The organism is Terriglobus sp. ADX1 (assembly GCF_036877645.1).
GTDB lineage: Bacteria > Acidobacteriota > Terriglobia > Terriglobales > Acidobacteriaceae > Terriglobus.
Window position 1 is genome coordinate 225346 of record NZ_JAEDXV010000001.1, and the last position, 23751, is coordinate 249096.

The window sequence follows — 23751 nt, forward strand, 5'->3', positions numbered from 1 at the left end:
GCAAGTGTAAGTAAAGCAGATACACCAACAGATGCGCTACGCAGTCTTATGCGCTGTGCTGCGTTATCCTTGCTCCTGAGCGGCTCATGCTCAATGAGCCCATTCCGCTCTTGGAGTCACCGCATTGTCTTCCGGCAGCAACGCATCTTCGTGGTCGCAATCATCCGCTATCGCAGAGTTACTTCAGCAGGCAGAACAGAAAGACGGACTGCGCGACACGTTGCGAGAGATACTGCAACAGCCCGAAACATGGCGTGAAACCGCAAGCAGAGTGAAAGCTGCGCTACCGCAATACACTGCCATGCTCGATGGGCTACAGGCTGTCGTTCTTACTGGCTCCGGCAGCTCCGAATATGCTGCGGAATGCGCACGCACTGCCTTTCAACGCTTGTTTTCCGTCACCGCACAATCCATCGGATCAGGCGCGTTGCTGACAGACAGCATCTCCATGCTGCCGCAATCGCGTCCCGCATTGATGATCCACTTTGCGCGTTCCGGTGACAGCCCTGAGAGCGCTGGCGCATTGCAGGCAATGTTGCATGACGATGCACGGATACGTCAGCTTGCCATCACATGTAACGCAGAAGGCAAACTTGCCAAAGCCGCAGCCCACGACGGCCGTCTGAAGGCTCTCACGTTGGATGCATGCACCAACGACCGCAGCCTCGTCATGACCAGCAGCTTCACCAACATGGTGCTCGCTGCCATCGGCATGGCATCGCACGCCGATACAGAAGCCTATGTGTCCTCTGCCGAAAAGCTTGCCACAGCTGCAGAAACCATCCTTGCCGAAGCATTCGAAAGCTTCTGCGCACCGTCGCTGCAAACATGCTCACGCGTCTTCTATCTTGCAGATCCAGCCACCTTCGGCGCAGCACGCGAAGCCGCATTGAAGATGACAGAGATGACTGCGGGCCGCGTCATGACCGTGGCAGAAACATACCTTGGTCTCCGCCACGGCCCCATGAGCGCCATTCATAAAGACGCATTGATCATATGCTTCCTCTCTGCTGACCCACTTGCCCGTGCATACGAAGAAGACCTCATCCGCGAACTCAATGCGAAAGAGCTGGGCGCAGCAAAGATCTTCATCGGCTTCGCAGTGCCGCGTGATCTGGTTCAGAAAGAAGACATCGTGATTGAGCATGAAGTCTTCTCACAAACATCCGTAGCATTCCATTCGTTGCTTCACGTCGCCGCAGGACAGGTACTCGCGTTCTATCGCTGCATGCACGAAGGCTTAAAACCAGACGCGCCTTCTGAAAGCGGCGTCATCAATCGCGTAGTGCAGAAGTTTCAGCTTCACGGCGCAGCAGCGGAGCAGGTTTAATGAGCAACAAACATTTCGATGTAGCCATCGCAGGTGAAATCAACCTCGACCTCGTACTCTATGGCCTGCCAGAAGTCATGCCATGTGAAAGAGAACTGCTTGCCGACAACTTCGCCATGACACTGGGCAGTTCGTCCGCCATTCTCGCGCACAACCTCTCCACGCTCGGTACCTCTGTCACCATGGCAACACTCGTTGGGCCAGACCCGCTGGGCGAAATCGCTCTGCAACGCTTGCGCGAGGCACGTGTCGACCTGGGGGGCGTTCGGCACACCGATGCCTGTAGCACAGGCGTAACGCTGATGCTGCCGCATGGCAAAGAGCGCCACACGCTCACCTATCCCGGCACTATGGCGAAGATGTCGCTGGCCGATCTCAATCTGGATTACTTATCCAACGCGCGCCACTTCCATCTTTCTTCGCTGTATCTGCAAACTGCGCTTCGCCCTGATGTGCCAGAACTCTTTCGTCGCATGAAGTCTGCAGGACTCACCGTCTCTCTCGACACGAATGACGATCCCGACGACCGTTGGGAGGGGCTTCTGGATACAGTGCTTCCTCTCGTGGATATCTTCATGCCCAATGAAGATGAAGCTAGCCGCATGACGCGCACCACATCAGCGGAAGCCGCGATTGAAGTGCTCGGAAACATTGTGCCGCTCGTCGCAGTGAAATGTGGCAGCCGTGGAGCACTCATCTGCTCCGCTGGTGTTGTACAGGAAATCGCGCCAGTGCCAGTCACTCCTCTTGATACCGTCGGCGCAGGCGACAGCTTCAACACAGGATTTCTCTTCGGCTATCTTCGCGGCATGTCACCCGCGGCTGCTGCGCGTTGCGGCAACATCTGCGGCGCTCTATCAACGCAGCGTTCCGGTGGCACAGAGGCCTTCCGTGACAAAGCCCTGCTCGATTCTTTCCTCGCGGCTAACGGAGGCCTCACGCAGGCCTAACGCGAATGGCTTTCCAGCGCCTGCTGCATATTGCTGTAGAAGCGTGCAGCAGCCGCCTCCGTCTCGCGCCCCAACCGGCTGCTGCGTACCAGTTCCTCGCGGTAACCCTTGCCAAAATCAAACCATGCAGATTGCAGCAGCGTTTGCATGGTCGCCAGATCAGCAGATACCTCCGCACGCATTGCAGCAACGGCGGAAGCCTTTGCGGATGCAGTCATCGCATCCGCATTGTGGACCACGCGATTGCGTATCGCTTCCAGCGCGTGCGACGTGCGCACAGGCCATATCTGGTCAAACACAAACCACATCACAAGAATGCCCAGTGCCACACCGATCACGCGATCACGCGCCGGTGCAATCTGGCTTGCCGCACCAAAACCTGCAAGATCCGTAATGAAAAATGCAAATGCAATTTGCACGCCCGTATATCCAATACGAGGACTACGTGAAACCCACGCCGATAGAAGACAGACGGAACCCGTAACCAGCACCATCGAAGTGATCGAGTCCATATTCGGAAACAGCAGTGACTCCACAATAATCGCCAGTGCACCACCAATCGCTGCGCCAAACAAGCGGTACAATTGCTTCTGCTTCATCGCACCGGTCGAAGTCAGTCCCGTAAAAAGCACGGTCACAACGCAGGTCAGAATCCCCGGCCACGCCACCGCGTTGTAAAGCACGTAGCAAACACTTGCACTCAACGTGAGCTTCAGCGCATACAGCGCCGCATCCGGCGAAGTGAAAGCATCGGAGTGAAAGAACCGGAAACTTCTCGTCGGCGCGGGAGTATCATGCCGAATCGTCACGCCTTCCTGGGCCACATCACAGTAAAGATTCAACTCGGTAAAGATGCGGCGCAATCGTTCCGGTGCGTCCTCAGAAGGTGGTTCGGGCTTCTTCAGGCTTTGATCAAGAATAAAGTCGCACTGTTCTGCAATGCGTAGATGCGCCTCCGCTGCATTTGCGTCAGTGTCAAAGCCGGCAAGATTGCTCTCTTCCATCACACGCGCAAGCACGCCAATGCGGAAGTGAACACCCGGCGGCATGCGCCTGGGAAACCTGCTGCGAACCTCTTCATAAAGCTGATTCAGTTTCAGGTCACCAGCCTGACCGTATTGCACCAACTGATGATGCAAAGCAGTCATGCCGACCTTTCGCGGCATCTCTGCCTGTTCGCGATGAAATGCGGCCAGCAGCTTGATTCGCTTCGTCAACTCCTCAGCAAGTGCATCCACAGGATGCCGCGTTCGTAGCAGGAAATTAACCGCGCTCGCCGTCCCCAACGCCAACGCAAGCGATGCCAGGTTGTAGAGCGTTGCAGTGACAATCGCATTCGCGGAACGATGCGTATCCCACGCAGACAGAGCCACAAATCCGTAGAAACCAAAGATGGTGAAGAACAGCGGCACGCGCGTTGCCGTCATGCAGAAGCCAGAGAACGATACCAGCAGAAGGAATCCGATAAAACGGAATACTTCCGTTCCATCTGTGACCTGTACCCACACAAAGCACAACAGTGAAGAAGCCGCCGCGCCGCCCCAAATCTGAAGTGTGTTGCGCAGAGTTACGCCCGGGCTTTCGCGCTGCAGCATCAGAATCAGAGCCAGCGCAAGACCAATACCGGGAACACGTAGTGTGTCGGCCAGTACCAGCGCCGTCACCATGCACAGCGTGTCCTGCAACGATCCAGAAATACGGCCGGGATACGACTGCAGTTCGGATCGGATGACGCCGAAGATTCGCTCAAAGCGGCTCATAGTTTTCTTAACGAACCACCGTGATCGCCGTAGCGCCAATGCGGAATGTTTCAGGATCAGGATTCAGCACACGAATACGAACAGGGAAGCGAGCAGACAGATGCACCCAGTTCAACGTACGATCCACATTCGGTAGACCATTGATCGTGCCACCATCCTCAGGAAACACACCGCGCCCTACGCTATCCACCACACCGTCATAACGACGACTCGGCTGATCCATCAGGTACACGTCTACGTGTTGCCCTTCACGAATATGCTTCAGCTTCGACTCACGATAGTTCGCCAACACCCACCAGTGACCTGTGTCGATCAGCGTGAAGATCGGTGCTCCCACATGGGCATACGCACCCTGCGAGATATTCATGTTCGTAACGTAGCCATCGAACGGTGCGCGAACACTGGTCCATGCAAGATTTAGTTCTGCTTGATGCACCTTCGCTTCGCGTGCTGGCCGTTGAGCAATCAGCGTATCCAGCGTGTCTACCGCGTGCTGTGCCTCGCCCACCTTTGACTGCGCAGCCTGCAGATTCGCTCCTGCCGCCTGTTTGGAAGCAATAGCCATCTTCTCCTGCGCCTGTGCCTGTAACAGTTGCGACGCAGCCTGATGACTTGCTTCCTGCGCCACACGAACCGCAGTCTGCGCCTGATCCACCTGCTGCGTTGTGACGTAATGTTTCTCCAGCAGCGGCGCAATGCGATCCAAATCGTTCTGCGCATACTTCAGTTGCGCATCCGCGGAAATCTGCGCAGCGCGTGCGTGTTCAACAGAAGCCTTTGCTGCCAGCACGGAGCCTTCGGCCGCGGAAATGTTGCTCTGCGAACCAGCAACACCGGCCTGTGCCGTGCCAACAGCAGATTTCTCCGTGGCAATGCGCCTGCGCTCATCGTCTATCTGGCCTTCCAACGAAGCCTGCTCTGAACGAGCCTGCTGAAGCGCGTATTCATATGGGCGAGGATCAATCTGAAACAGCACATCGCCCTTGTGAACCGTCTGGTTGTCCTGAACATTCAGCGCCACAAGTCGCCCTTCTACTTCGGGTGCAAAGGCAATGGCGTTAGCGCGCACCGTCGCATCATCTGTGCGTGGATTGTGGTCCACAGACCAGATGGCAATCAGCAGCACAACAACAGCAGCAGCGGCAATGAAGTATCCAATGCGTCGAACGGGAAACGTTGATTCCGGCATGGCGTGTGTCCTTATGCGAAGAGCAAGAGCCAGAGAAGGCATGTGAAAAGTGTCAGCAGCGCGGGATACAGCAGGGCTGGGTGTCCAAAGTCCTGAGCGGGATAGCGCTTGCGAATCAGTAGATGCGTCAGCATGGTCAGCACCACGCCAATTACCAGCGAAATCATCCAACCGGGAAAGTACGAACCCACAATCTCTACATTCGGGTTGCGGTTGCAGCCGGTAAGGAACAGTGCTGCAAAGAAAGTAAGTCGCTTCATGGCCGGGCTCCCACGGCAAAGTTAAGTGCAGCAGCGCTCAGCGCCACCTGTGCATTCGCATCCACAACGGCCAGTCGCGCCTGTGCCAGTTGCTTCTCCGCTTGCACCACATCCACCAGCGAACGCACACCATAACGGAATGCATCCAGAGAAGAGTCATAGGAGATCTGTGAAGAAGCAAGAAAACTCTGTGCGGCTTTCTGCTGTTCTTCCGCTGTCTGGTAGTCCACATAGGACTGCCAGACCTCGCGCGTCACACGATCTTTCGTCGCACGCTGTTCTTCTGCAGCAGCGCGTTGCTCTGCCAGCGATGCTGCAACTTCATGTGTGCGTGCGCCGTTGAATATCTCCCACTTCAATGACACCGCAGCAGACCATGTCGTCACGTTTGCATAGCCAAGCTGTCCATAGTCAGCGGTAGGCCACGTTGCCGTTTGCCCACCCGTACCCGCAAGGCGCGCCGTAGGAAGATAGGCTGCATGCGCCACACGAGTGTTCTGCTGTGCTCGCTTCAACGCCTGCGCCCGCGCCAGCAGATCCGGTCGCGAACTCCACGCAGCCTGAATCAATTCATCTACCTTCGAATCCACCACGCCAGAGGTGACACCCTCCGATTGCACTGGCAATTCAATTTCGACAGACGGTTCCACACCCACAGCTTCCGTAAGTGCAATCTTGGCCTTCTTCACAGCGCCTTCCGCCGCAGCAAGAGTGAATCGCGCCTCAGCCACGCCTGCCTGCGCATTCTGCAGATCAGGCAGCGTGGTGCGCCCATTATCAAACTGCGACTGTGCGTTATCGCGCAGCGTCTCCGCATCTTGCAGGATGGTCTTTGCCGCGGCAAGCCGTCCTGCTTCCAGTTGCTCACGGTAATACAGCGTGGCCACGTTATAAGCAATCTGTTGATGTGTGCGGCTCAGCGTCAAGGCCCCAGCCAATTCCGTTGCCTTTGCTGCTTCCAGCTTCGGCCCCCGCGCAAAATTCAGCAGCGTGTATTCCAGTTCCATCTGCGCCGCTGCGACTGGCTGTCCCACCGTTACATAACCGCGTGGCGCCAGTGGCTTGGGGAAGGGAACAATCGCACGCACATCGCTACCCTGTGCTGCAAAAGCAAGCACTGGAAGATACGAGGCTCGCGCAATGCCTGCTTGTTCCAGGCTCGTCTTTGCACGTGCCCAGGCAATTCTTCCCTCAGGGCTATTGCTCTCGGCCAGATCAATCAACTCAGGAAGCGTGTAGGTGTGGTCGTGTTTCAATTCCTCCACCGGCAGTGCGGGCGCGCTGCCGATGCACTGTGCTGCATCGCGCACGTTCGTCACCGCAGCACAGGAAGCATGTTGTGCCGCAGACGGTCCAGGACACCACAGCAGTACTCCCGCTGCAATCAGAAGACCCGTAATCGATACATCCGTTTTCATTGTGTACACCGTAAACTTAATATGAGTATACGCCGTATACAAAGAGTGTGTACAGCGTATACTGACTTCAGTATGAAAAAAGAATCCGGCCAGGACTATTCCACTGACACGCTAAAACAGAAGATCGTTCAGGCTGCGTCTCATCTCTTCACCTCGGGTGGCTACGACGCGCTTTCCATGCGCCGCGTGGCGCAGGAGGCAGGATGTTCTCAGATGGCAATGTACCGTCATTTCGAGAACAAGGAAGCACTGGTGCAACACATCTGTGCCGACCTTTATACAAAATTTGCAACACGGATTAACGGCGAAATCGCCGCAGAACCCGACGCCACCCGAAAGCTACGACGATTTATTGCGGCAGTCCTGCAGTTTGCGGAACAGTATCCTGATCACTATTCACTGATTTTTCTTGTGCGTCATGCAGACCCGGAGGTCGTGGCCATGCGTGAGCAATTGGGCCAGCAGTTCCTGGAAGGCATTGCGGGAATTGTACGGGAGGCCTTGCCGCCGGACACCCCTCTTGCGCAGGTCAGGGCAACGCTGCGTCGCATGATGGAGTCTCTCCACGGCACAACGGCCTTGTGGATCGCACACCCCACCGTCTACAAACTGACACGCCAGCGCGCCATTGAAGACGTGGAGATCATCTGGAAGTGTCTTCTTGGTTCTTAGTAAGCCGGTGCGCTAACCGAAAATAGCCTGAAACGCCTGTTCAAGATCGGCAATCAGGTCCTTCGGCGACTCAAGCCCGACGGAAAGACGAACCAGACGATCCGTAATACCAAGTCGATCACGCTCTTCCAAAGGCATATCGCAATGCGACGCCGTAGCAGGATGCGTCACCAGCGTTTCAACACTACCCAGACTCTCAGCGCACGTGCACAGCTTCAGAGCTTCAATAAAGTGCAGTGTCTGTTCCGTCGTGCCCTTCAGCTCAAACGACATCATGCCGCCAAAATCCTTCTGCTGCTTCGCTGCCAACGCATGTTGCGGGAACGATTCCAGGCCGGGATAATTCACTTTCGCTACATGCGGATGCTTCTCCAGCCACGCCGCTACCTGCTTCGCGTGCGCGCAGTGTGTGGCAAGTCGTATTGGCAGTGTCTTAATGCCTTGCAGTGCCAGCCACGAATCGAACGGCGCTTGGATGCTGCCAATGATCTTCCGCACAAAACGCAGCCGTTCCGTGATCGCTTCATCATGCGTCGCCAGCGACCCACCCAGCGTAGCGTTGTGTCCGTCAATGTACTTCGTCGTGGACATCATGGAGATATCCGCGCCCAGTTCCAGGCAGTTCTGCAGCAGCGGCGTCAGAAACGTGTTGTCCACCGCAACCAGGATGTTTCCGCGGCTATGCACCAACTCAGAGAGCGCACGAATGTCAGCCAGCTTCAACGTCGGATTCGCAGGCGTCTCCAAAAACAGCAGACGCGTCTCCGACCGGATAGCCTTATCCGTCGCTTCCGATGAAGACGTGTCGACAAAGTCATATGCCACGCCAAAGTGGCTCAGCACCTGATGAAACAGTCGCGCGGTGCCGCCATAGATCACGTCCGACAGCAGCACATGGTCGCCGGCGTTCAACAACCCAAAACACAGCGTCGTAATCGCAGACATACCAGAGCGGAAGCAAAGCGCCGAAGCGGTACCTTCCACAGCAGCAATCGCCTGCTCCAGCGCATTCACCGTTGGGTTTGCGCCACGCGTGTAGCCATATCCCTTCGTGACACCCACACTCTCGTGGATGTACGTTGCCGTCTGATGAATGGGAAACAGGATCGAGTTCGACTGCTTCTCGTAGCTGCGATTCGAGTGGATAACGAGTGTGGATGGATCGAAATCTGGGCGGTCTGACACGATGAGGCTCTCCTTGAAGGAACGAAGGGCAGAGAGTCAGCGCGTACGCGGTTCGCCTGAGCCAGCCGTTTCATGCAAGATGCGGAAAGTCGTTAAGAAGATTCCGCTTTCTTTGTATTCAATCACATGGCCGTTACTTACGAACGGCATGGAAGCGCAAACGAACATAGTCGCCCCACCACACGCCGTCCGCATCGCACAGCGCCGGACGAAGCAGCGCAACGGTCTGATCAATCGCAGCTTGCTGATCAGTCTCTGACAGTTTGCTCAGAATGCCATTGCGAAACGTGCGTAACCACTCCGCCATGCCACTCTTCAGCATCGTGGGGCGGGGAATCAGTTCAATGCTTGTCACGCGAAATCCTGCATCTTCCAGAATGCCGCGCATCTCATCGCGTGAAGGATAGCGTGAAGCCGCATCCTTCTCAGCATCCATGCCGAAGTTCGCCATGACGGCTTGCAGTGCCACACGAATGGCCGCTATGTTGCCCAGCCCACCCATCTCTGCCACAAAGCGCCCACTCGGCTTCAATGCACGGTGCACGCTCTGCGCCACGGCCGGTAGGTCGGTTACCCAGTGCAGCGCGGCGTTGGAAAATACCGCGTCAAACTCACCCTGAAACGGCAGCGAACGCATGTCTGCGGCCACAGTGTTCAACCCGCGTTGTTTCGCAGATTCCAGCATGGATGCCGAAGCATCGCAGCCGGTAACGACGGCTCCTGTGGCTGCAATCTGCTCAGTCAGCGCGCCGTCACCGCAGCCAAGATCCAGAATGTGTTCGCCCGATTGTGGTGCCAGCAATGCGACCACATCTTTTGCAAGGTCAGCCACAAAACGGCCGTTTGCGGCATATTGGCTGGCATTCCATGTCTGTCCTGTTTGCGTTTGTTGCGCGGTCTGTGATGTGCTTTCCATGCATCTGATTGTTCGCCTGCGCGCGTTTTCGCCGCAACTAACATAAGAACTTTGGAAGGACGTAGAAGCATGTTGGATACCGCACTGCAATTTACCGAAGCAAATAAGGCCAAAGCTTTGGACGAGCTGAAGCAGTTTTTGCGCATCCCTTCCATCAGCACGCTGCCGGAAAACGCAGGCGACGTGCGTCGCGCAGCAGAGTTTCTTGCAACAGAACTGAAGCGCATTGGCATGGAAAATGTGCGGCTGATTGAAACCGCAGGCCATCCTCTGGTCTACGCCGACCATCTGCACGCTGCAGGTAAGCCCACCGTACTTTGCTACGGTCACTACGACGTGCAGCCGCCCGACCCGCTCGATGAATGGCTGTCCCCACCCTTTGAACCTGAGGAGCGTAATGGCAACATCTACGCACGCGGCGCGGTCGACGACAAAGGCCAGCTCTGGATGCAGGTAAAGGCGCTCGAAGCGTTGTTGAAGAACGGCTCACTACCGGTCAATGTCCGCGTCCTTGCTGAAGGTGAAGAAGAAGTCGGTGGTGAAGGCATCGCCGAATACCTGCGCGCACATCCAGAAGAAGTAAAGTGCGATGTAGCGCTCGTATGCGATACGGAATTGTTCGCGCCGGATCTGCCCACGCTATGCGTCGGCCTACGCGGCATGATCTACACCGAAATTGAAGTGCGCGGTGCAAAGACCGATCTACACAGCGGCATGTATGGCGGCGCTGCACCCAATCCGTTCGTGGCCCTCTCGCAGATCATCGCAAAGTTGAAAGATGACAATGGCCGCATCCTCATCCCCGGCATCTACGAAGACATTCAAAAGCCAACCGATGCGGAACTCGCTGCATGGAAGTCATTGCCTTTTGATGAAGATCACTATCGCGAAACCGAAGTGGGCAGCAGCGAACTTACAGGCGAACCCGGCTACTCCGTGCTGGAACGCACATGGGCACGCCCCACTCTGGACGTACACGGCATGCCCGGTGGCTTCACCGGAGCAGGCGCAAAGACCGTAATCCCCGCAAAGGCATTGGCAAAAGTATCGCTGCGCCTCGTCCCCGGTATGACTCCGGCAGACACCTTCCGCAAGCTGCAGGATTACGTAGCAACCATCGTTCCACGTGGCGTATCCGCAGAAGTCCGCTTGATCCACTCCGGCGACCCCATCGTCGTCGGCACAGACAATCCTTTTATTCACGCGGCAACCGAAGCCATGCGTGAAGTCTTTGGCAAGGAGACAGTCTTCGTGCGCGGTGGAGGCTCCATTCCCGTCGTGGGTGACTTCGCAAGACAGTTACACGTCCCCACCGTGATGATGGGCTTCGGTCTGCCAGACGACAATCTGCACGCACCGAATGAGAAGTTCAACATCAGCAACTTCTACCGAGGCACAGAATCCATCGTGCGCTTCCTGGTCCACGCAGGCCAATGAAGCCAAACGTCAGCGGCTACGTGTTGGCCGGTGGCCAAAGTTCGCGCATGGGCCGCGACAAAACATTGCTGCGCGTCGGTGGCTACACATTGCTGCAGATAGCCCTGCACAAACTGGAGCAGGTGTGCAGCGACGTGTCCATCCTCTGCGGCAGTGAGTTGCACGGCGAACAACTCGCCCCATACGGACGTGTTGTCGTCGATCGCATTCCGGACAGCGGCCCACTCAGCGGTCTTGACGCGGCACTGCACGATGCGCGTGAAGAGTGGTTGCTGATCGTACCGGTGGATGTGCCTCTTCTGCCCGCATCCGCATTGCAGGAATTGGTGAACCAGGCGACCGATAACGGCAAACCCAACGTCGCCTGTTTTGATGCGCCGGGCAAGCGGCAACCGCTTCCCGTGGTGCTGCACCGTTCCACGCGTGAGGTGATGGCGCAGGCACTGCAGCAGGGCCGACGTACACTATTGCCGGTACTGCGCGATGCGGCTGACGCGGTTTGTCCGCTGGGCATGTGTGTTCTTCCCGCAGAAGAAATCACGGATGAACTAACGGCATCCATATGGTTCACCAACGTAAATACGCCGGACGATTTTGAAGCTGCGAAGGAGTTGCTGCGCGCGGAGAACGCTTTTCCGCAACGCGCATCTGAATAAAGAATGGCAGACGGCACACAGGAAAACGGCTCGCAGAAAGAGCCCGCGGAAAGCGTCGAGCAGTCGCAGCAGCAGAACCACGCAGAAGGCATACCCGTAGGCGCGGAAAACACCAGCGAAGAAGATCTGAACAAGCCCCTGGTGGAGGCTGTCTCGGACGATGTTGCAGAAGAAGTCGGTGACTTCTTCGAGCAGGCCGCCGAACAGAATGAAACCAACATTGAAGAGAGCGATAAGCCTTACATCTCCTTCGAACACGTCTATAAATCTTTCGGTAGCTTCAACGTGCTGGAAGATGTCAGCTTCTTCGTACGTCCTGGCGAAACGCTCTGCATTCTTGGTCGCTCCGGCGTGGGCAAATCCGTCTCCCTGCAAATGTTGATGGGCTTCCTCAAGCCCGACAAGGGAACCATCTGTGTCGCGGGTGAAAATATCTGCAGTTTCAATGAACGAGAAATGCTCGCCGTGCGCCGCAAAGTAACGATGGTTTTTCAGAATGGCGCGCTCTTTGACTCCTTTTCAGTGGGCGAAAACGTAGCCTTCCCGCTGCGCGAAAAGAATGAACTCGACGAAGAGCAGATCCGCCAGATTGTGAAGGGACTGCTTGAGATGGTCGGCGTCGCTGGCATGGACGACCTGCTACCCAGCGACCTCTCCACCGGCATGAAGCGTTCTGTCGCCATTGCCCGCGCCCTCGCCTCGCAGCCGGAAGCCATCCTTTACGACGAGCCCACCACCATGGTCGATCCGCTGATTGCGCATCTCCTTGGCGATCTCATCGAACGCCTCAAGCGCCAGCTTCACCTCACCAGCATCGTTGTCACACACGACATGCGTTTCGCAAAAAAACTGGCAGATCGGGTGCTGTTCCTCCATGAGGGCACAGCGCGTTTCTTTGGCACGCTGGCTGAGCTGGAACACAGCGACGACCCGGTATTACAGGAATTTATGGCAATGGACGAACTTGTCTTGCCGCAGTAAGTCGCTATCGTGAAACCATTTCACCTGCGATAATTCCGCATATTCAACATTCGCAGGGGACGTCTCCTATGCTCGCAACACGCCGTCTTGCTATGGCGACGCTGGCCGTTCTGGTCAGTGCTTCCGCCGCTTCGCTTCATGCCCAGGAACCGCTCGGTACGCGGCCCACGGACAAGAACATGATTCCGCCTACGTTCACGCCGCCCAGGCATGACCCGCCCATGCAGCAGCCGCCTCTGCCTCTGGACTACGAAAAGCGCGTCGTCATGATCCCCATGCGCGACGGCACCAAGCTTTACACCGTCATCGTGATCCCCAAGGGCGCAAAGAACGCGCCCATGCTCATGACGCGTACCTGCTACAACGCCGCAGCCCGTGCCCACGCCGCGCGCACCCCGGAACCCGCTGCACCGGCAGCCGCAGGTCGTCGTCCCGGCGCAGGTGGCCCCGGCGGTCCCGGAGCAGTGAAGCCGCCCGCCTCGCACATGGTTGACGAACTGAACCTCAGCGATGAGGTCTTCGTGCGCGACGGCTACATCCGCATCTATCAGGACGTCCGCGGCAAGTACGGCTCGGAAGGCGTGTACCTCATGACGCCTCCACCCGTTGGTCCGTGGAACCCCACCGGCGCCGACGACACCACCGACGCCTATGACACCATCGACTGGCTGGTGAAGAACGTGCCTGAGTCCAACGGCCGCGTCGGCATGATCGGCTCGTCCTATGAAGGCTTTACCGTCGTCATGGCGCTGCTCCATCCGCATCCCGCGCTGAAGGCCGCCATCCCCGAAAGCCCCATGGTTGACGGTTGGATGGGCGACGACTGGTTCCAGTACGGCGCCTTCCGGCAGCGCATGCTCGACTACTTCATCTCGCAAACCACCGCTCGTGGCGCCGGTGCACGCGTACCGCACGAGGGCAGCGACGACTACGAGAACTTCCGTCAGATCGGTTCCGCTGGTGATTTCGCTCGCTGGCTCGGCGGCGAACAGTTGCCCTTCTGGAAGATGGTCGAAAACCACCCCGCATACGACGCCTACTGGCAGTCGCAGGCTCTGGATAAGCTCATCGCCAAGGCTGATTTGACGGTTCCCACCATGTGGCTGCAGGGTCTCTGGGATCAGGAAGACATGTACGGCGCAAACCACTCCTACGCCGCATGGGAGCCCAAGGACAAGACCAACACCATGAACATCCTTGCGATGGGCCCCTGGTTCCACTCGCAGATCAATCGCGAAGGCAAGCAGACCGGCCCACTCACCTGGGATGGCGATACCACCGCCTGGTTCCGTGACAACGTGCAGCTTCCGTTCTTCAACATGTACCTGCGTGAGAACGGCCCCAAGGCCGACATCAAACCGGTTTACATCTACAACACAGGCGAGAACCGCTGGGACACGCCCACCAAGTGGCCGCTCTCCTGCGAATCCGGCTGCGACTGGAAGCCCAAGCCGCTTTACCTTGGCGCCAACGGCAAGCTCGGCTTTGACGCACCCACCGGTGCAGGCAAAGCCGACGAGTACGTCTCCGATCCCGCAAACCCCGTCCCGTTCCTTCCGCGCCCCATTGAAAACAGCGGATGGCAAACATGGCTGATGCACGATCAGCGCTTCATCGACGGCCGCCCGGATGTCCTGGTCTACACCAGCGACGTGTTGAAGGAACCCCTCCGCGTCAGCGGCGTTCCCAAGGTCAACCTCGTTGCCAGCACCAGTGGCACCGATAGCGACTGGGTCGTGAAGCTGATCGACGTCTTCCCGGACGGCCACACCAGCGAGATGAACGGCTACGAGCTGCCCATCTCCATGGATATCTTCCGCGGACGCTATCGCAACAGCTTTGAAAAGCCGGAACCGCTCAAGTCGGGCGAACCACTTACGTACAAGTGGGACATGCCCAACGTGAACCACGTCTTCCAGCCGGGCCACCGCATCATGGTGCAGATCCAGAGCTCGCTCTTCCCGCTCTACGATCGCAACCCGCAGAAGTACGTACCCAACATCTTCAACGCAAAGCCCTCGGATTACGAGAAGGCAACGCAGAAGGTCTACCACGAAGCAGGGAAGGCCACCTTCATCAGCCTCCCGATCGTTCCGGTGGACCTGAAGAACTAAGCCAACACCCACAACAAAGCAACCCACTCAGAGAGGCCGCCTTTTTGCAAGGCGGCCTCTCTGTTTGCATATCGGTAACCGCACCGAAAGCGTAAGTATATGTAAAATAAGGAAATTAATTGAAGCCGTAAAATAATTTCAGAAAATGTTTGACAGTGATTGTTTGTTGGATTTATTTTGGTGTTGAACACACCGAGGGACGCCTCGATTAACAGTAAACGCACGACGATCGAAATAAGGAGATCACCCAATGCGCTCTGTCCTCGCCGCCGCTCTTCTCGCTATCGTTCCCGCCGCCGCTCCTGCACAGGCTCTGCACTCCGGCATCTCGCGCCTGGTCGCTTCCGTTGACGCTCCGGCGTTCGGATTCCAGGCAAGCGCCATCAACGCTGCAAAGCCGCGCATCTTCAGCGGTATCGTTGCTCCCATCCGCCTCACGGAAGTCAAGCTCGCCGGTTCGCTGAACACGCCGCACGTCTCTGACGTCACCGTGCAGTACACCGTGAACGAAGCTGGCGTACCGGAGAACGTGAAGGTTGTAACCCCCATCGATGCTCTGACTGCTGCTAAGGTGACCGACGCCGTCACCAAGGTTCGTTACAAGGCAGGCACGCTCGACGGTCAGCCGGTTGCAGTTCCGGTCACCCTGCACGTAGCACTCCGCTAAGACATACTCCCTCGGGGCAGGTCTCAAATCCTGCCACACAACAAGGTCACCCATCCGTGGGTGACCTTGTTACTTTTGCAGGCCAAACCCAATTGCCACAGTCACATTCCGTCCGCGGCGGGATAGAGTGGTAAGCATCATGCCCGGATTGTTCTCTCGCGCAACGGTCGCGATGCTTCTCAGTGCCACATGTGTGGCGTCTCTCCCCGCGCAGGCACGCCCCTCGTCTCCTGGTGAACTCGATACGCCGCGCGTGCAGATTTACACCGGCTATTCCTACTGGCATCCCATCGACGCCGACATCAACAACATCCCGTTCCCTGATGTGAAGTACGGCGCCATCGGCAGCCTGACGTATTTTCTGCGGCCCTGGCTCGGCGTCACCGCGCAGTTCAGTTCGCATGTTGACGATGTGCATGGCCCCGAAGGCAACATGGGCCTCGGCCTCCAGTTCCAAACCTCCGCGCACCGACTCACACCGTTCTTCCATGTGCTCGGCGGTTCCACATTTCTCGGCGGCCCCGCGCTCAACGGTCGCAAGTACGGATGGAACGGCACAGCAGGAGTCGGTCTGGACTGGGTACCGTCCTACCACCATGACTGGCTAGCCGTCCGCCTCTTCCAAGGCGACTACGAGTACAACCACGTCGACTTTGGCCCCACCACCACTGACGTCCGTGCAGGCGGCATAGCAAAGAACAACACGCTGAACGCCAGCGCCGGTTTAGTCTTCCGTTTCGGCGGCCATCATCCTGCAGACATGCAGCCGCAGATGAGCTGCTCTGCCAATCGCGTCGACAACATCACCGGAGACCGCGTTACCGTCAACTCGCAGATCCTCGGCTTCGATGTTCTAAAGCCCATGCAATACACGTGGCACACCACCGGCGGCATGATCCTCGGAGAAGGCACGGACAGCGCCATCATTGACACAGCTGGCCTGCCACCCGGGGACTATCGTGTCACCGGACTCGTCACGCAGGGACGCCGCTCCGCACAATGCGATGCAGCTTTCTCGATCCGCCAACCCAAACCACCCACGGTAAGCTGCATCGCATCGCCCTCCACCGTCGCGCCAGGCGGCACCACAACGGTAACGGCGACAGGCATCAGCCCAGACAATCGGCCAATCATCTACGCCTTCAACTCCACCAGCGGCCGTATGAACGTTAACGGCAACACCGCCACCATCACCGCGCCACTCTCGCGCGACATCAACAACCTCAGCAACAGCACCACAACCATCATCGTTACCTGCAACGCACGCGACGATCAGGGGCAGATGGCCTCCGCGTCCGTAACCATCCCGGTCACGCTCAAAGAGGCCTACACAACGGATCCCAACCTCGCGCCGCTGCCATTGCAAAGTGACATGTGCTCCGTTTCCTTCGAACGCGATCGTCGTCGTCCTGCGCGCGTCGACAACGAAGGCAAGGCCTGCCTTGATGGAGTTGCTCTCTCACTGCAGCGCCAGCAGGATGCCACGCTGGTTGTCCTTGGCGATCACACCTCGCGTGAAAGTGCTGCGATGGCCGCGGAGCGTGCGGTCAACGTGAAGCTCTACCTCACACAAGAGAAGGGCATCGACGCTTCACGCATTCAGGTACGCGTGAAGGACGGCGGCATCGCGCAGGTGCAAAACATCTACCTCTCCGTCGGCTCCACATTCAATGAAGAAGGTCGCGCCATCAACGAACGTGCCGTCGTACACCACAGCGAATCGTATGGCCGCGCAGGAGCACCAGCCACATCGCGTCCGCGCCGCCGCACCACAACACGCAAGCCCAAAACAGCAACGCAGAGCACCAACACCTCTGCAGCGCCAACGTCCTCTGGCCAGACCTTTGAGCCGCCGGCCGGACAGGTAGCGCAACCCAAATGATCGTTCATCACGAACTCGTGGGCCAGAATGATGCGCCATGCATCGTGCTGTCCACATCGCTCGGCGCAAGGTTGCAAATGTGGCAACCCCAAATACAGGCGCTCACACAACACTTCCGCGTCCTGCGTTACGACATGCGAGGCCACGGCGCCAGCCCATCACCCGCAGGCCCATACTCCATTGCCGATCTCGGCAACGACGTGTTGCAACTCCTCGATCACCACAACATCCGCAGCGCACACTTCTGCGGCACCTCGCTCGGTGGCGTCATCGGTCAGTGGCTCGGCATCCACGCATCGGACCGCATCGGGAAGCTGATCCTCTGCAATACCGCGGCAAAAGTAGGCACAGACGAAGGCTGGCAAAAACGCATTACAGAAGTCCGCACCAACGGCATGGCCTCCATCGCAGACACTGTGATCTCTCGCTGGTTCACCGGGTCCTTCGCCGCATCGCACCCACAGGTGATCGCTTCCATTCGCGATGGCATGCTCGCCTCCAATGTCGAAGGCTACGCCGCCTGCTGCGAAGCTCTCCGTACATGCGATCTGCGCAACGAAATCGCCACCATCACCACACCCACTCTTGTCATCGCAGGCGATCAGGACGTAGTCTGCACCACCGCAGACGCCGACTTTCTCCACGCCAGCATCCCCGGCAGCCAGAAACTTACTCTACCCGCCGCGCACATTTCCACAGTCGAAGCCGCAGAACCCTTCAACAAATCCCTGCTTAACTTCCTCCAATAGCTCGCCACCACGAGACAGAACTCTACGAGTAGGGCGCATCCCCCAGCAAAGCTTCCACAATCAGGGGGCGTTCCGTCAGCAGAGCTTCCACGATCAGGGGCGTCCCCCAGCAGAGCTTCCACGAACGAAGTTCGTCCCAGCAAAGCTCATACGGCCCAAGGCCGTCATTCTGAGCGCAGCGAAGAATCCCCACGAACTCTCACCCGCCAAGTCCCTCGAATCTTTCCAGCCACCAACCCAAAACCAGCTTCCCAAAAGCGAAGCGCAGCGGAAAGACCTGCATTCTTCTCAACCGACAACAAAGCCGCAGGAAAGCACGGTTTTTTGCGATGCTCACAAAACGGTATGCTTGAAGAACGCTCCATGTTCTCCTCCGCACCACTCACCGAAGAAACCGGCCTGCACGTGCAGGAGCTTTACGCTGCGAACTCTGTCGACTCGCGGCCCCTCCGGCCACGCGACCCACTTCGTGACATTGAGGGCATGCAGCTTCTGGCGCAATCCTTCACGCGCTCGGCAGAAGATGCGCTCCAGCAACTGGTGGACCTCGCTCTGGAACTTTGTCGAGCAGACAGTGCAGGCATCTCCGTCGTTCGGACAGACGGCTCTGCGGAAAATTACTACGAGTGGGTCGCCACCTCCGGACGCTTCCACCCTTTCCTGAACGCTGTCCTTCCCCAATACCCCAGTGCCTGCGGCGTGGCGCTGGACCGTAACCGCCCTCAGCACTTCCGTGTTGACCAGCGCTTTTTCAGCCTCCTCGGCGTCTCAGCAGACCCTGTGCTGGATGGTCTTCTTTTCCCCTGGAAGGCCGGAGACACGCACGGAACCATCTTCATTACTTCAAGCACCAACCCGGTGCAGTTCGACTCGCAGGATGCCCGTGTCATGCAAATTCTGGCGGACTTCGCGGCAGCCGCGCTACGCCAGCAGCAACAGCAACGTGTCATCCTGCAGCACGCTGCCGACGTCGCCGCTGGAGCCATGGCAAACGTCCTCGCGCATCAAATCAACAATCCGCTACAAAGTCTTACGAATACCCTGTTCCTGTTACAGAATTCGCCCCACGCAGAGTCCTCCACGCAGGCAACGATCGCCCTTGAAGAGTTAGAGCGCCTTTCCCGCCTGGTGAAGGAACTGCTATCGGTCTACACCACCGCAGGCGGACGCTGACAAATTCTTGTCAAGCCCCCAGAGCACCCAACTTACACAAATCAAAACAAATAGCGTTGGCATGCTATTTTGCTGAAACCTCTAAAATAGAAATAGCCACCAAACCCGCTCGCTAACTTGCTGGCTTGCTGTTCTAACCCTTTTAGAAATAGGATTTTGCCCCTAAACCCAATGGGAAGACGATTTTACAGCCACTAAAGCCGTAAACCCTTTGGAAAGACGATTTTAGAAAAACAGGGGGGGAGGGGGGACCCTACCGTACTGCCACCCTGTTCTCCAGCGTCCCAATCCCATCAATCGACACACGGATCACATCACCGTGTGAAAGGGTGAACTCCGTGGGAGGCACAATTCCGGTGCCAGTCAACAGAAACGCTCCAGTCGGAAACTCAAGTTCGCGGAACAGGTATTCCAGCAATTCTTCCGGATCGCGCTTCAGCTCCGCCAGTGTCGTGCTTCCGCTGACAACCGTTTCGTTGCCACGTTCAATCTGCAGCACGATCTTCGTGGAGCGATCCACGGGACCATTCCACAACAGGATGCAAGGACCAATCGCGCAACTGCCGTTGTAGACCTTCGCCTGCGGCAGATAGAGCGGGTTCTCACCCTCAATGTCGCGCGAGCTCATGTCGTTGCCAATCGTCAGGCCAATGAGCTTGCCCTTGTTGTTCGCTACCAGCGTCAACTCCGGCTCAGGGATTGACCACGTAGCGTCGCGACGAATACGCACTTCACCGCCCGGATGCACCACGCGCCACGGCGATGCCTTGAAGAACAGCTCCGGTCGCTCCGCAACATACACGCGGTCATAGAAGTCGCCACCGCCCGCAGCCTGGCTCTCTTCCATGCGCGCATTGCGGCTGCGATAGTACGTCACACCGGAAGCCCAGACCTCCTGCGACGTCACCGGCGTAAGCAGGTCGCCAGAGATAGCCTCAGCACTGCCTTTGGCCGCAGTCACCGCGGCAATCACATCCTCGCTGTTCAGCAGGGCATCCCAATCGGCCGCGTTCAGGCGATACGTGCTTCCATTGTCCTCGGCGAAGATGCCTGTTGTCGTGCGGTAGAGCTTCACAGTGTTACTCCTTCGTTGCGGCGTTCGCGCCGCGTGCAAGCTTGGTTATCACGGCATCCGCATCATAGACGCAACCACCCCACACTCCGCCACTCGCCTGCACCAGCGCCGCCCAAAGCCGCGTGTCATTGGTCATCGCCGGATGCGGATGCAGGTCGTCACGCAGACTGCGCATCGCCAGTCGCCGTGCACCTTCCTCGGCTGGGAACGTCTCATCGCCTTCGCCCACCAGATCGACCGACGCATTGAGCGTGGTGCGGTTGACGGTGATGTGAATGGTGTCTCCCTCGCGCACCTTGCCGATCGGTCCACCTGCGAGCGCTTCGGGTGAGATATGCCCAATGCACGCTCCCGTAGACACACCGGAGAAACGCGCATCGGTGAGCACTGCAACGTGCTTGCAGAAGGGCAGGTTCTTCAGGGCAGACGTCACCTGGTACACCTCCTGCATCCCCGCGCCCATCGGCCCACCACAGATCATCACCATCACATCGCCATGTGACACCTCGCCTGCCTTGATGGCGCGGATCGCATCCTCTTCCGTCAGGAACACACGCGCAGGACCAGTGTGGCGATAGACTCCATCCGCATCGATGAGCGTGGGGTCGATCGACGTACTCTTGATCACCGATCCCTCCGGCGCAAGGTTGCCAACCGGGAAGCTGACCGTGGAAGTCAGGCCGCGTGCACGTGCTCCATCGGGAGAGAAGATGACGTCATCCGCATCGATACCATCCAGGTCACGCAGTCGCTGCCGCATCCCACGGCGACGCTCAGTCTGCTCCCACCAATCCAGGTTGGCATCCAGCGTCTCACCCGTAACCGTCCGAACTGAGGTATCCAGCAAGCCTGCACGACGCAGATGCAGCATCACTTCGGGCACTGCGCCTGCCAGGAAGACCTGTACTGTCGCATAGCCCACAGGACCGTTAGGCAGCGCATCCACCAACCGCGGAACAGACCGGTTCACGGCGATCCAGTCCTCCGTCGAGGGGCGCTTGAGACCCGCTGCATGCGCAATGGCGGGAATGTGCAGCAGCAGGTTGGTCGACCCGCCAAAGGCTGCATGTACCACCATGGCATTGCGGATGGCAGCATCCGTAAGTACGTCACGTGTTCCAATACCCAACTGCGTCATCCGCAGGATGGCTTCCGCCGACTGTGCTGCCGCACGCAACCACACCTGCTGCCCTGACGGAGCAAGCGCACTATGTGGCAGCGACAGCCCCAACGCCTCGCCGACTACCTGTGATGTGGCCGCAGTACCCAGGAACTGGCATCCACCACCCGGCGAGGCACACGCACGGCAACCCATCTCCGCAGCAGCTTCCAGGCTGATCTGCCCCTGCGCATAGCGTGCGCCAATGGTCTGCACCTTGCCAGCATCCTCGCCGCTCTCCGGCAGCAGCGTGACACCACCCGGAACAAGCACGCTGGGATACTCACCAGACGAGGCCAGCGCCATCATCATGGCGGGCAATCCCTTGTCACAGGTAGCAATGCCAATCACGCCGCGACGCGTAGGCAGGGAACGCATCAGGCGGCGCAGCACCATCGCGGCGTCGTTGCGGTAGGGCAGGGAATCCAGCATCCCTGCTGTCCCTTGCGTACGGCCATCACACGGATCGGTACATGCCCCGGCAAACGGTATAGCGTGGCGGTCACGCAGCGTCCGCGCTGCCTCCGCCACCAACAGACCAACCTCCCAGTGCCCGGTATGGAAGCCCAGGGCAATCGGCGTCCCATCCGCCGCGCGGAGGCCACCGTGGGTACTCAGGATGAGGTACTCCGGGTCCCGCAGACGCGCGGGGTCCCACCCCATGCCGGCATTCTGCGAAAGCCCAAACAAATTCCCAGAAGGCTGCTGGAGCAACATCTCCGGCGTGATGGGAAGCGCGCCCTGCGGCCCGGCGTCGTGGGTGCGGAGCGTCTCCCAATCGTTTCCGCCGTCCAGCAACTGCTGCAGCGTCATTGCGTCTCCCTGTGTACTGATTCTGACGGGATTATCGTACCTGTCGTGAAGTGCCGCTGGCGAAACAGAGCAAAAACGACTTAGGAAGTCATTGACATGCGACGGTTGAGCCGAAGAAACTGCGGGCGATGGTTAATCGTTCAACTTTTGGCGTTTGCTCGATATCTTCGCTGAAACACTCGTCTCGGTTGTTAAGCAGTGTTGCATCGTTCCTGCTCCTGCTATTGTCCTTGTCGTCTCTCAGCCAGCGGACGTCATCGCAGAATGATGAGCTTGATCTGGCAGCGATGATGCAGCCAATTCCCGCTGCTGCGGTGTTTCGTGATCCCGGATATTTTGTGTGGTGCGGGACGATGGTGCGCAGCGGCGATGGGAAATATCACCTGTACTACTCTCGTTGGAAAATATCGACAGGTTTCGAGAGTTGGGTGACGGCTTCTGAAGTGGCACACGCTGTTGGGGGCTCGCCAACGGGACCATTCGTATTTCACGATGTTGCGCTGCCGCCACGCGATCGACGCATGTGGGACGGTATGGTGACGCATAATCCCACAGTGCAGAAGTTTGGTAAGAAGTACTACCTGTACTACACGGGCAACACGGGCGATGGTGTCATTCAGCCGACGTTGAACTGGACACATCGCAACAACAATCGCGTAGGCGTAGCTGTTGCGGATAGTCCGAACGGGCCTTGGAAGCGATTCGATCGTCCGCTGATCGATGTGAGTGCAGCTGCCTCTGCGCCGGATTCGCTTTCCATCTCGAACCCAAGTTTGACGCGGGGAAAGGATGGGACGTTCTATCTGTTGTACAAGGCGGTGGGACAACAGAAGCCGCTGCCGTTTGGCGGACCAGTGGTTCATCTGATGGCTACGTCGAAGTCGCCGACAGGACCGTTTCAAAAGAATCTGACACCGATGTTCACGATTGCGGGAAACAACTTTCCATTTGAAGATCCATATTTCTGGTTCGACCAGCAACGCAATCGTTACTTCGTGATCATGAAGGACAACAAGGGAGCGGTTTCAGGGACAGGTCGCTCGTCGCTGGTGTTGTATGAGTCAGTGGATGCGAAGGATTGGAAGCCAGCGAAACATCTGTTGGTGTCTGATCTGATCTTGCATTGGAAAGATCGACCTATTCAGACGGTGGCACGGATGGAGCGACCACAGATGTTTCTTGATGAACACGGCAAAGCGCAGGTATTGCTCGTGGCAATTTATGAGGATTCGAAGACGACTTATAACGTTCGAATTCCTTTAGGCACCGGACGATAACTATTTTCGTGTTGATGTGTTGACGTTCTGTTGCCCAAATTGGGAACGAGAGGAAAGATTTAGTAATTGGCATGAGGAGGAGACATGA

At 57.7% G+C, this 23751-nt stretch carries 21 protein-coding genes; 12 read left to right on the top strand and 9 right to left on the bottom strand.

The window, feature by feature from the left end; translation table 11 throughout:
- Nucleotides 1-124 precede the first annotated feature (124 nt).
- A complete protein-coding gene (locus tag JAO32_RS01025; protein WP_334236685.1) occupies nucleotides 125-1330 on the top strand; it encodes an SIS domain-containing protein in 1206 nt (401 codons plus the stop codon).
- Entirely contained in the window at nucleotides 1330-2280 is a 951-nt protein-coding gene (locus JAO32_RS01030) for a carbohydrate kinase family protein (RefSeq protein WP_334236686.1), read from the top strand. Before JAO32_RS01025 ends, JAO32_RS01030 begins: the two co-directional genes overlap by 1 nt.
- On the opposite strand, the gene JAO32_RS01035 is transcribed toward JAO32_RS01030, so the two are convergent.
- The 4 genes from JAO32_RS01035 to JAO32_RS01050 are packed head-to-tail and all read right to left on the bottom strand — an operon-like array spanning nucleotide 2277 to nucleotide 6907.
- Nucleotides 2277-4040, bottom strand: coding sequence for an FUSC family protein (locus tag JAO32_RS01035; RefSeq protein WP_334236687.1), 1764 nt, complete (start codon nucleotides 4038-4040; stop codon nucleotides 2277-2279). The two genes, JAO32_RS01030 and JAO32_RS01035, sit on opposite strands and share 4 nt — an antisense overlap.
- Before the next feature lie 7 nt (nucleotides 4041-4047).
- Nucleotides 4048-5229: an efflux RND transporter periplasmic adaptor subunit gene (locus tag JAO32_RS01040; RefSeq protein ID WP_334236688.1), complete on the bottom strand. Its 1182-nt coding sequence runs from the start codon at nucleotides 5227-5229 to the stop codon at nucleotides 4048-4050.
- Nucleotides 5230-5240: 11 nt separating this feature from the next.
- On the bottom strand, nucleotides 5241-5489 hold the full coding sequence (locus JAO32_RS01045) for a YtcA family lipoprotein (RefSeq protein WP_334236689.1): 249 nt from the start codon (nucleotides 5487-5489) through the stop codon (nucleotides 5241-5243).
- Nucleotides 5486-6907, bottom strand: coding sequence for a TolC family protein (locus tag JAO32_RS01050; protein WP_334236690.1), 1422 nt, complete (start codon nucleotides 6905-6907; stop codon nucleotides 5486-5488). Before JAO32_RS01050 ends, JAO32_RS01045 begins: the two co-directional genes overlap by 4 nt.
- Before the next feature lie 72 nt (nucleotides 6908-6979).
- Here JAO32_RS01050 and JAO32_RS01055 point away from each other — a divergent pair, with 72 nt between their 5' ends.
- Complete coding sequence (locus JAO32_RS01055) at nucleotides 6980-7579, top strand: TetR/AcrR family transcriptional regulator (RefSeq protein ID WP_334236691.1); 600 nt, start codon at nucleotides 6980-6982, stop codon at nucleotides 7577-7579.
- A 12-nt stretch (nucleotides 7580-7591) separates the two neighbouring features.
- Here JAO32_RS01055 and JAO32_RS01060 read toward each other — a convergent pair whose 3' ends face one another.
- Together JAO32_RS01060 and JAO32_RS01065 are read right to left on the bottom strand one after the other, a co-directional pair.
- On the bottom strand, nucleotides 7592-8764 hold the full coding sequence (locus JAO32_RS01060; protein WP_334236692.1) for a trans-sulfuration enzyme family protein: 1173 nt from the start codon (nucleotides 8762-8764) through the stop codon (nucleotides 7592-7594).
- A 133-nt stretch (nucleotides 8765-8897) separates the two neighbouring features.
- A complete protein-coding gene (locus tag JAO32_RS01065) occupies nucleotides 8898-9680 on the bottom strand; it encodes a class I SAM-dependent methyltransferase (protein WP_334236693.1) in 783 nt (260 codons plus the stop codon).
- Between the two features lie 69 nt (nucleotides 9681-9749).
- Between JAO32_RS01065 and JAO32_RS01070 the strand changes: the two genes are divergently transcribed.
- The 7 genes from JAO32_RS01070 (at nucleotide 9750) to pcaD (ending at nucleotide 18166) form a co-directional block, all read left to right on the top strand.
- Nucleotides 9750-11117 (top strand): dipeptidase, encoded by a 1368-nt coding sequence (locus JAO32_RS01070; protein ID WP_334236694.1) that lies wholly within the window; start codon nucleotides 9750-9752, stop codon nucleotides 11115-11117.
- Nucleotides 11114-11773 (top strand): molybdenum cofactor guanylyltransferase, encoded by a 660-nt coding sequence (gene mobA, locus JAO32_RS01075; protein ID WP_334236695.1) that lies wholly within the window; start codon nucleotides 11114-11116, stop codon nucleotides 11771-11773. Before JAO32_RS01070 ends, mobA begins: the two co-directional genes overlap by 4 nt.
- Before the next feature lie 3 nt (nucleotides 11774-11776).
- Nucleotides 11777-12754: an ABC transporter ATP-binding protein gene (locus JAO32_RS01080; protein ID WP_334236696.1), complete on the top strand. Its 978-nt coding sequence runs from the start codon at nucleotides 11777-11779 to the stop codon at nucleotides 12752-12754.
- A gap of 68 nt (nucleotides 12755-12822) precedes the next feature.
- On the top strand, nucleotides 12823-14868 hold the full coding sequence (locus JAO32_RS01085) for a CocE/NonD family hydrolase (protein WP_334236697.1): 2046 nt from the start codon (nucleotides 12823-12825) through the stop codon (nucleotides 14866-14868).
- A gap of 250 nt (nucleotides 14869-15118) precedes the next feature.
- On the top strand, nucleotides 15119-15535 hold the full coding sequence (locus JAO32_RS01090; RefSeq protein WP_334236698.1) for an energy transducer TonB: 417 nt from the start codon (nucleotides 15119-15121) through the stop codon (nucleotides 15533-15535).
- Between the two features lie 139 nt (nucleotides 15536-15674).
- A complete protein-coding gene (locus tag JAO32_RS01095) occupies nucleotides 15675-17417 on the top strand; it encodes a hypothetical protein (protein ID WP_334236699.1) in 1743 nt (580 codons plus the stop codon).
- Nucleotides 17414-18166 (top strand): 3-oxoadipate enol-lactonase, encoded by a 753-nt coding sequence (gene pcaD / locus JAO32_RS01100; protein ID WP_334236700.1) that lies wholly within the window; start codon nucleotides 17414-17416, stop codon nucleotides 18164-18166. The genes JAO32_RS01095 and pcaD overlap by 4 nt, the downstream gene beginning before the upstream one ends.
- A 22-nt stretch (nucleotides 18167-18188) precedes the next feature.
- Here the strand turns inward: pcaD and JAO32_RS01105 are convergent, their stop codons facing one another.
- Nucleotides 18189-18359: a hypothetical protein gene (locus JAO32_RS01105; protein WP_334236701.1), complete on the bottom strand. Its 171-nt coding sequence runs from the start codon at nucleotides 18357-18359 to the stop codon at nucleotides 18189-18191.
- A 170-nt stretch (nucleotides 18360-18529) separates the two neighbouring features.
- Here JAO32_RS01105 and JAO32_RS01110 point away from each other — a divergent pair, with 170 nt between their 5' ends.
- Nucleotides 18530-19339, top strand: coding sequence for a GAF domain-containing protein (locus JAO32_RS01110; protein ID WP_334236702.1), 810 nt, complete (start codon nucleotides 18530-18532; stop codon nucleotides 19337-19339).
- A 253-nt stretch (nucleotides 19340-19592) separates the two neighbouring features.
- On the opposite strand, the gene JAO32_RS01115 is transcribed toward JAO32_RS01110, so the two are convergent.
- Nucleotides 19593-20414, bottom strand: a complete 822-nt coding sequence (locus tag JAO32_RS01115; RefSeq protein ID WP_334236703.1) for a fumarylacetoacetate hydrolase family protein — start codon at nucleotides 20412-20414, stop codon at nucleotides 19593-19595.
- A gap of 4 nt (nucleotides 20415-20418) precedes the next feature.
- The gene (locus JAO32_RS01120; protein WP_334236704.1) at nucleotides 20419-22386 is read right to left on the bottom strand and encodes a YjhG/YagF family D-xylonate dehydratase; all 1968 of its coding nucleotides are present in this window, start codon (nucleotides 22384-22386) and stop codon (nucleotides 20419-20421) included.
- A gap of 230 nt (nucleotides 22387-22616) precedes the next feature.
- On the opposite strand from JAO32_RS01120, the gene JAO32_RS01125 reads away from it, so the two are divergent.
- The gene (locus JAO32_RS01125; RefSeq protein WP_334236705.1) at nucleotides 22617-23663 is read left to right on the top strand and encodes a glycoside hydrolase family protein; all 1047 of its coding nucleotides are present in this window, start codon (nucleotides 22617-22619) and stop codon (nucleotides 23661-23663) included.
- Nucleotides 23664-23751 lie beyond the last annotated feature (88 nt).

Excerpts from the sequence above, each read along its gene's own strand:
- JAO32_RS01030 (WP_334236686.1), top strand. The coding sequence starts at position 1,330 with ATGAGCAACAAACATTTCGATGTAGCCATCGCAGGTGAAATCAACCTC.
- JAO32_RS01035 (WP_334236687.1), bottom strand. The coding sequence starts at position 4,040 with ATGAGCCGCTTTGAGCGAATCTTCGGCGTCATCCGATCCGAACTGCAG.
- JAO32_RS01040 (WP_334236688.1), bottom strand. The coding sequence starts at position 5,229 with ATGCCGGAATCAACGTTTCCCGTTCGACGCATTGGATACTTCATTGCC.
- JAO32_RS01045 (WP_334236689.1), bottom strand. The coding sequence starts at position 5,489 with ATGAAGCGACTTACTTTCTTTGCAGCACTGTTCCTTACCGGCTGCAAC.
- JAO32_RS01050 (WP_334236690.1), bottom strand. The coding sequence starts at position 6,907 with ATGAAAACGGATGTATCGATTACGGGTCTTCTGATTGCAGCGGGAGTA.
- JAO32_RS01055 (WP_334236691.1), top strand. The coding sequence starts at position 6,980 with ATGAAAAAAGAATCCGGCCAGGACTATTCCACTGACACGCTAAAACAG.
- JAO32_RS01065 (WP_334236693.1), bottom strand. The coding sequence starts at position 9,680 with ATGGAAAGCACATCACAGACCGCGCAACAAACGCAAACAGGACAGACA.
- JAO32_RS01070 (WP_334236694.1), top strand. The coding sequence starts at position 9,750 with ATGTTGGATACCGCACTGCAATTTACCGAAGCAAATAAGGCCAAAGCT.
- mobA (WP_334236695.1), top strand. The coding sequence starts at position 11,114 with ATGAAGCCAAACGTCAGCGGCTACGTGTTGGCCGGTGGCCAAAGTTCG.
- JAO32_RS01080 (WP_334236696.1), top strand. The coding sequence starts at position 11,777 with ATGGCAGACGGCACACAGGAAAACGGCTCGCAGAAAGAGCCCGCGGAA.
- JAO32_RS01085 (WP_334236697.1), top strand. The coding sequence starts at position 12,823 with ATGCTCGCAACACGCCGTCTTGCTATGGCGACGCTGGCCGTTCTGGTC.
- JAO32_RS01090 (WP_334236698.1), top strand. The coding sequence starts at position 15,119 with ATGCGCTCTGTCCTCGCCGCCGCTCTTCTCGCTATCGTTCCCGCCGCC.
- JAO32_RS01095 (WP_334236699.1), top strand. The coding sequence starts at position 15,675 with ATGCCCGGATTGTTCTCTCGCGCAACGGTCGCGATGCTTCTCAGTGCC.
- pcaD (WP_334236700.1), top strand. The coding sequence starts at position 17,414 with ATGATCGTTCATCACGAACTCGTGGGCCAGAATGATGCGCCATGCATC.
- JAO32_RS01110 (WP_334236702.1), top strand. The coding sequence starts at position 18,530 with ATGTTCTCCTCCGCACCACTCACCGAAGAAACCGGCCTGCACGTGCAG.
- JAO32_RS01120 (WP_334236704.1), bottom strand. The coding sequence starts at position 22,386 with ATGACGCTGCAGCAGTTGCTGGACGGCGGAAACGATTGGGAGACGCTC.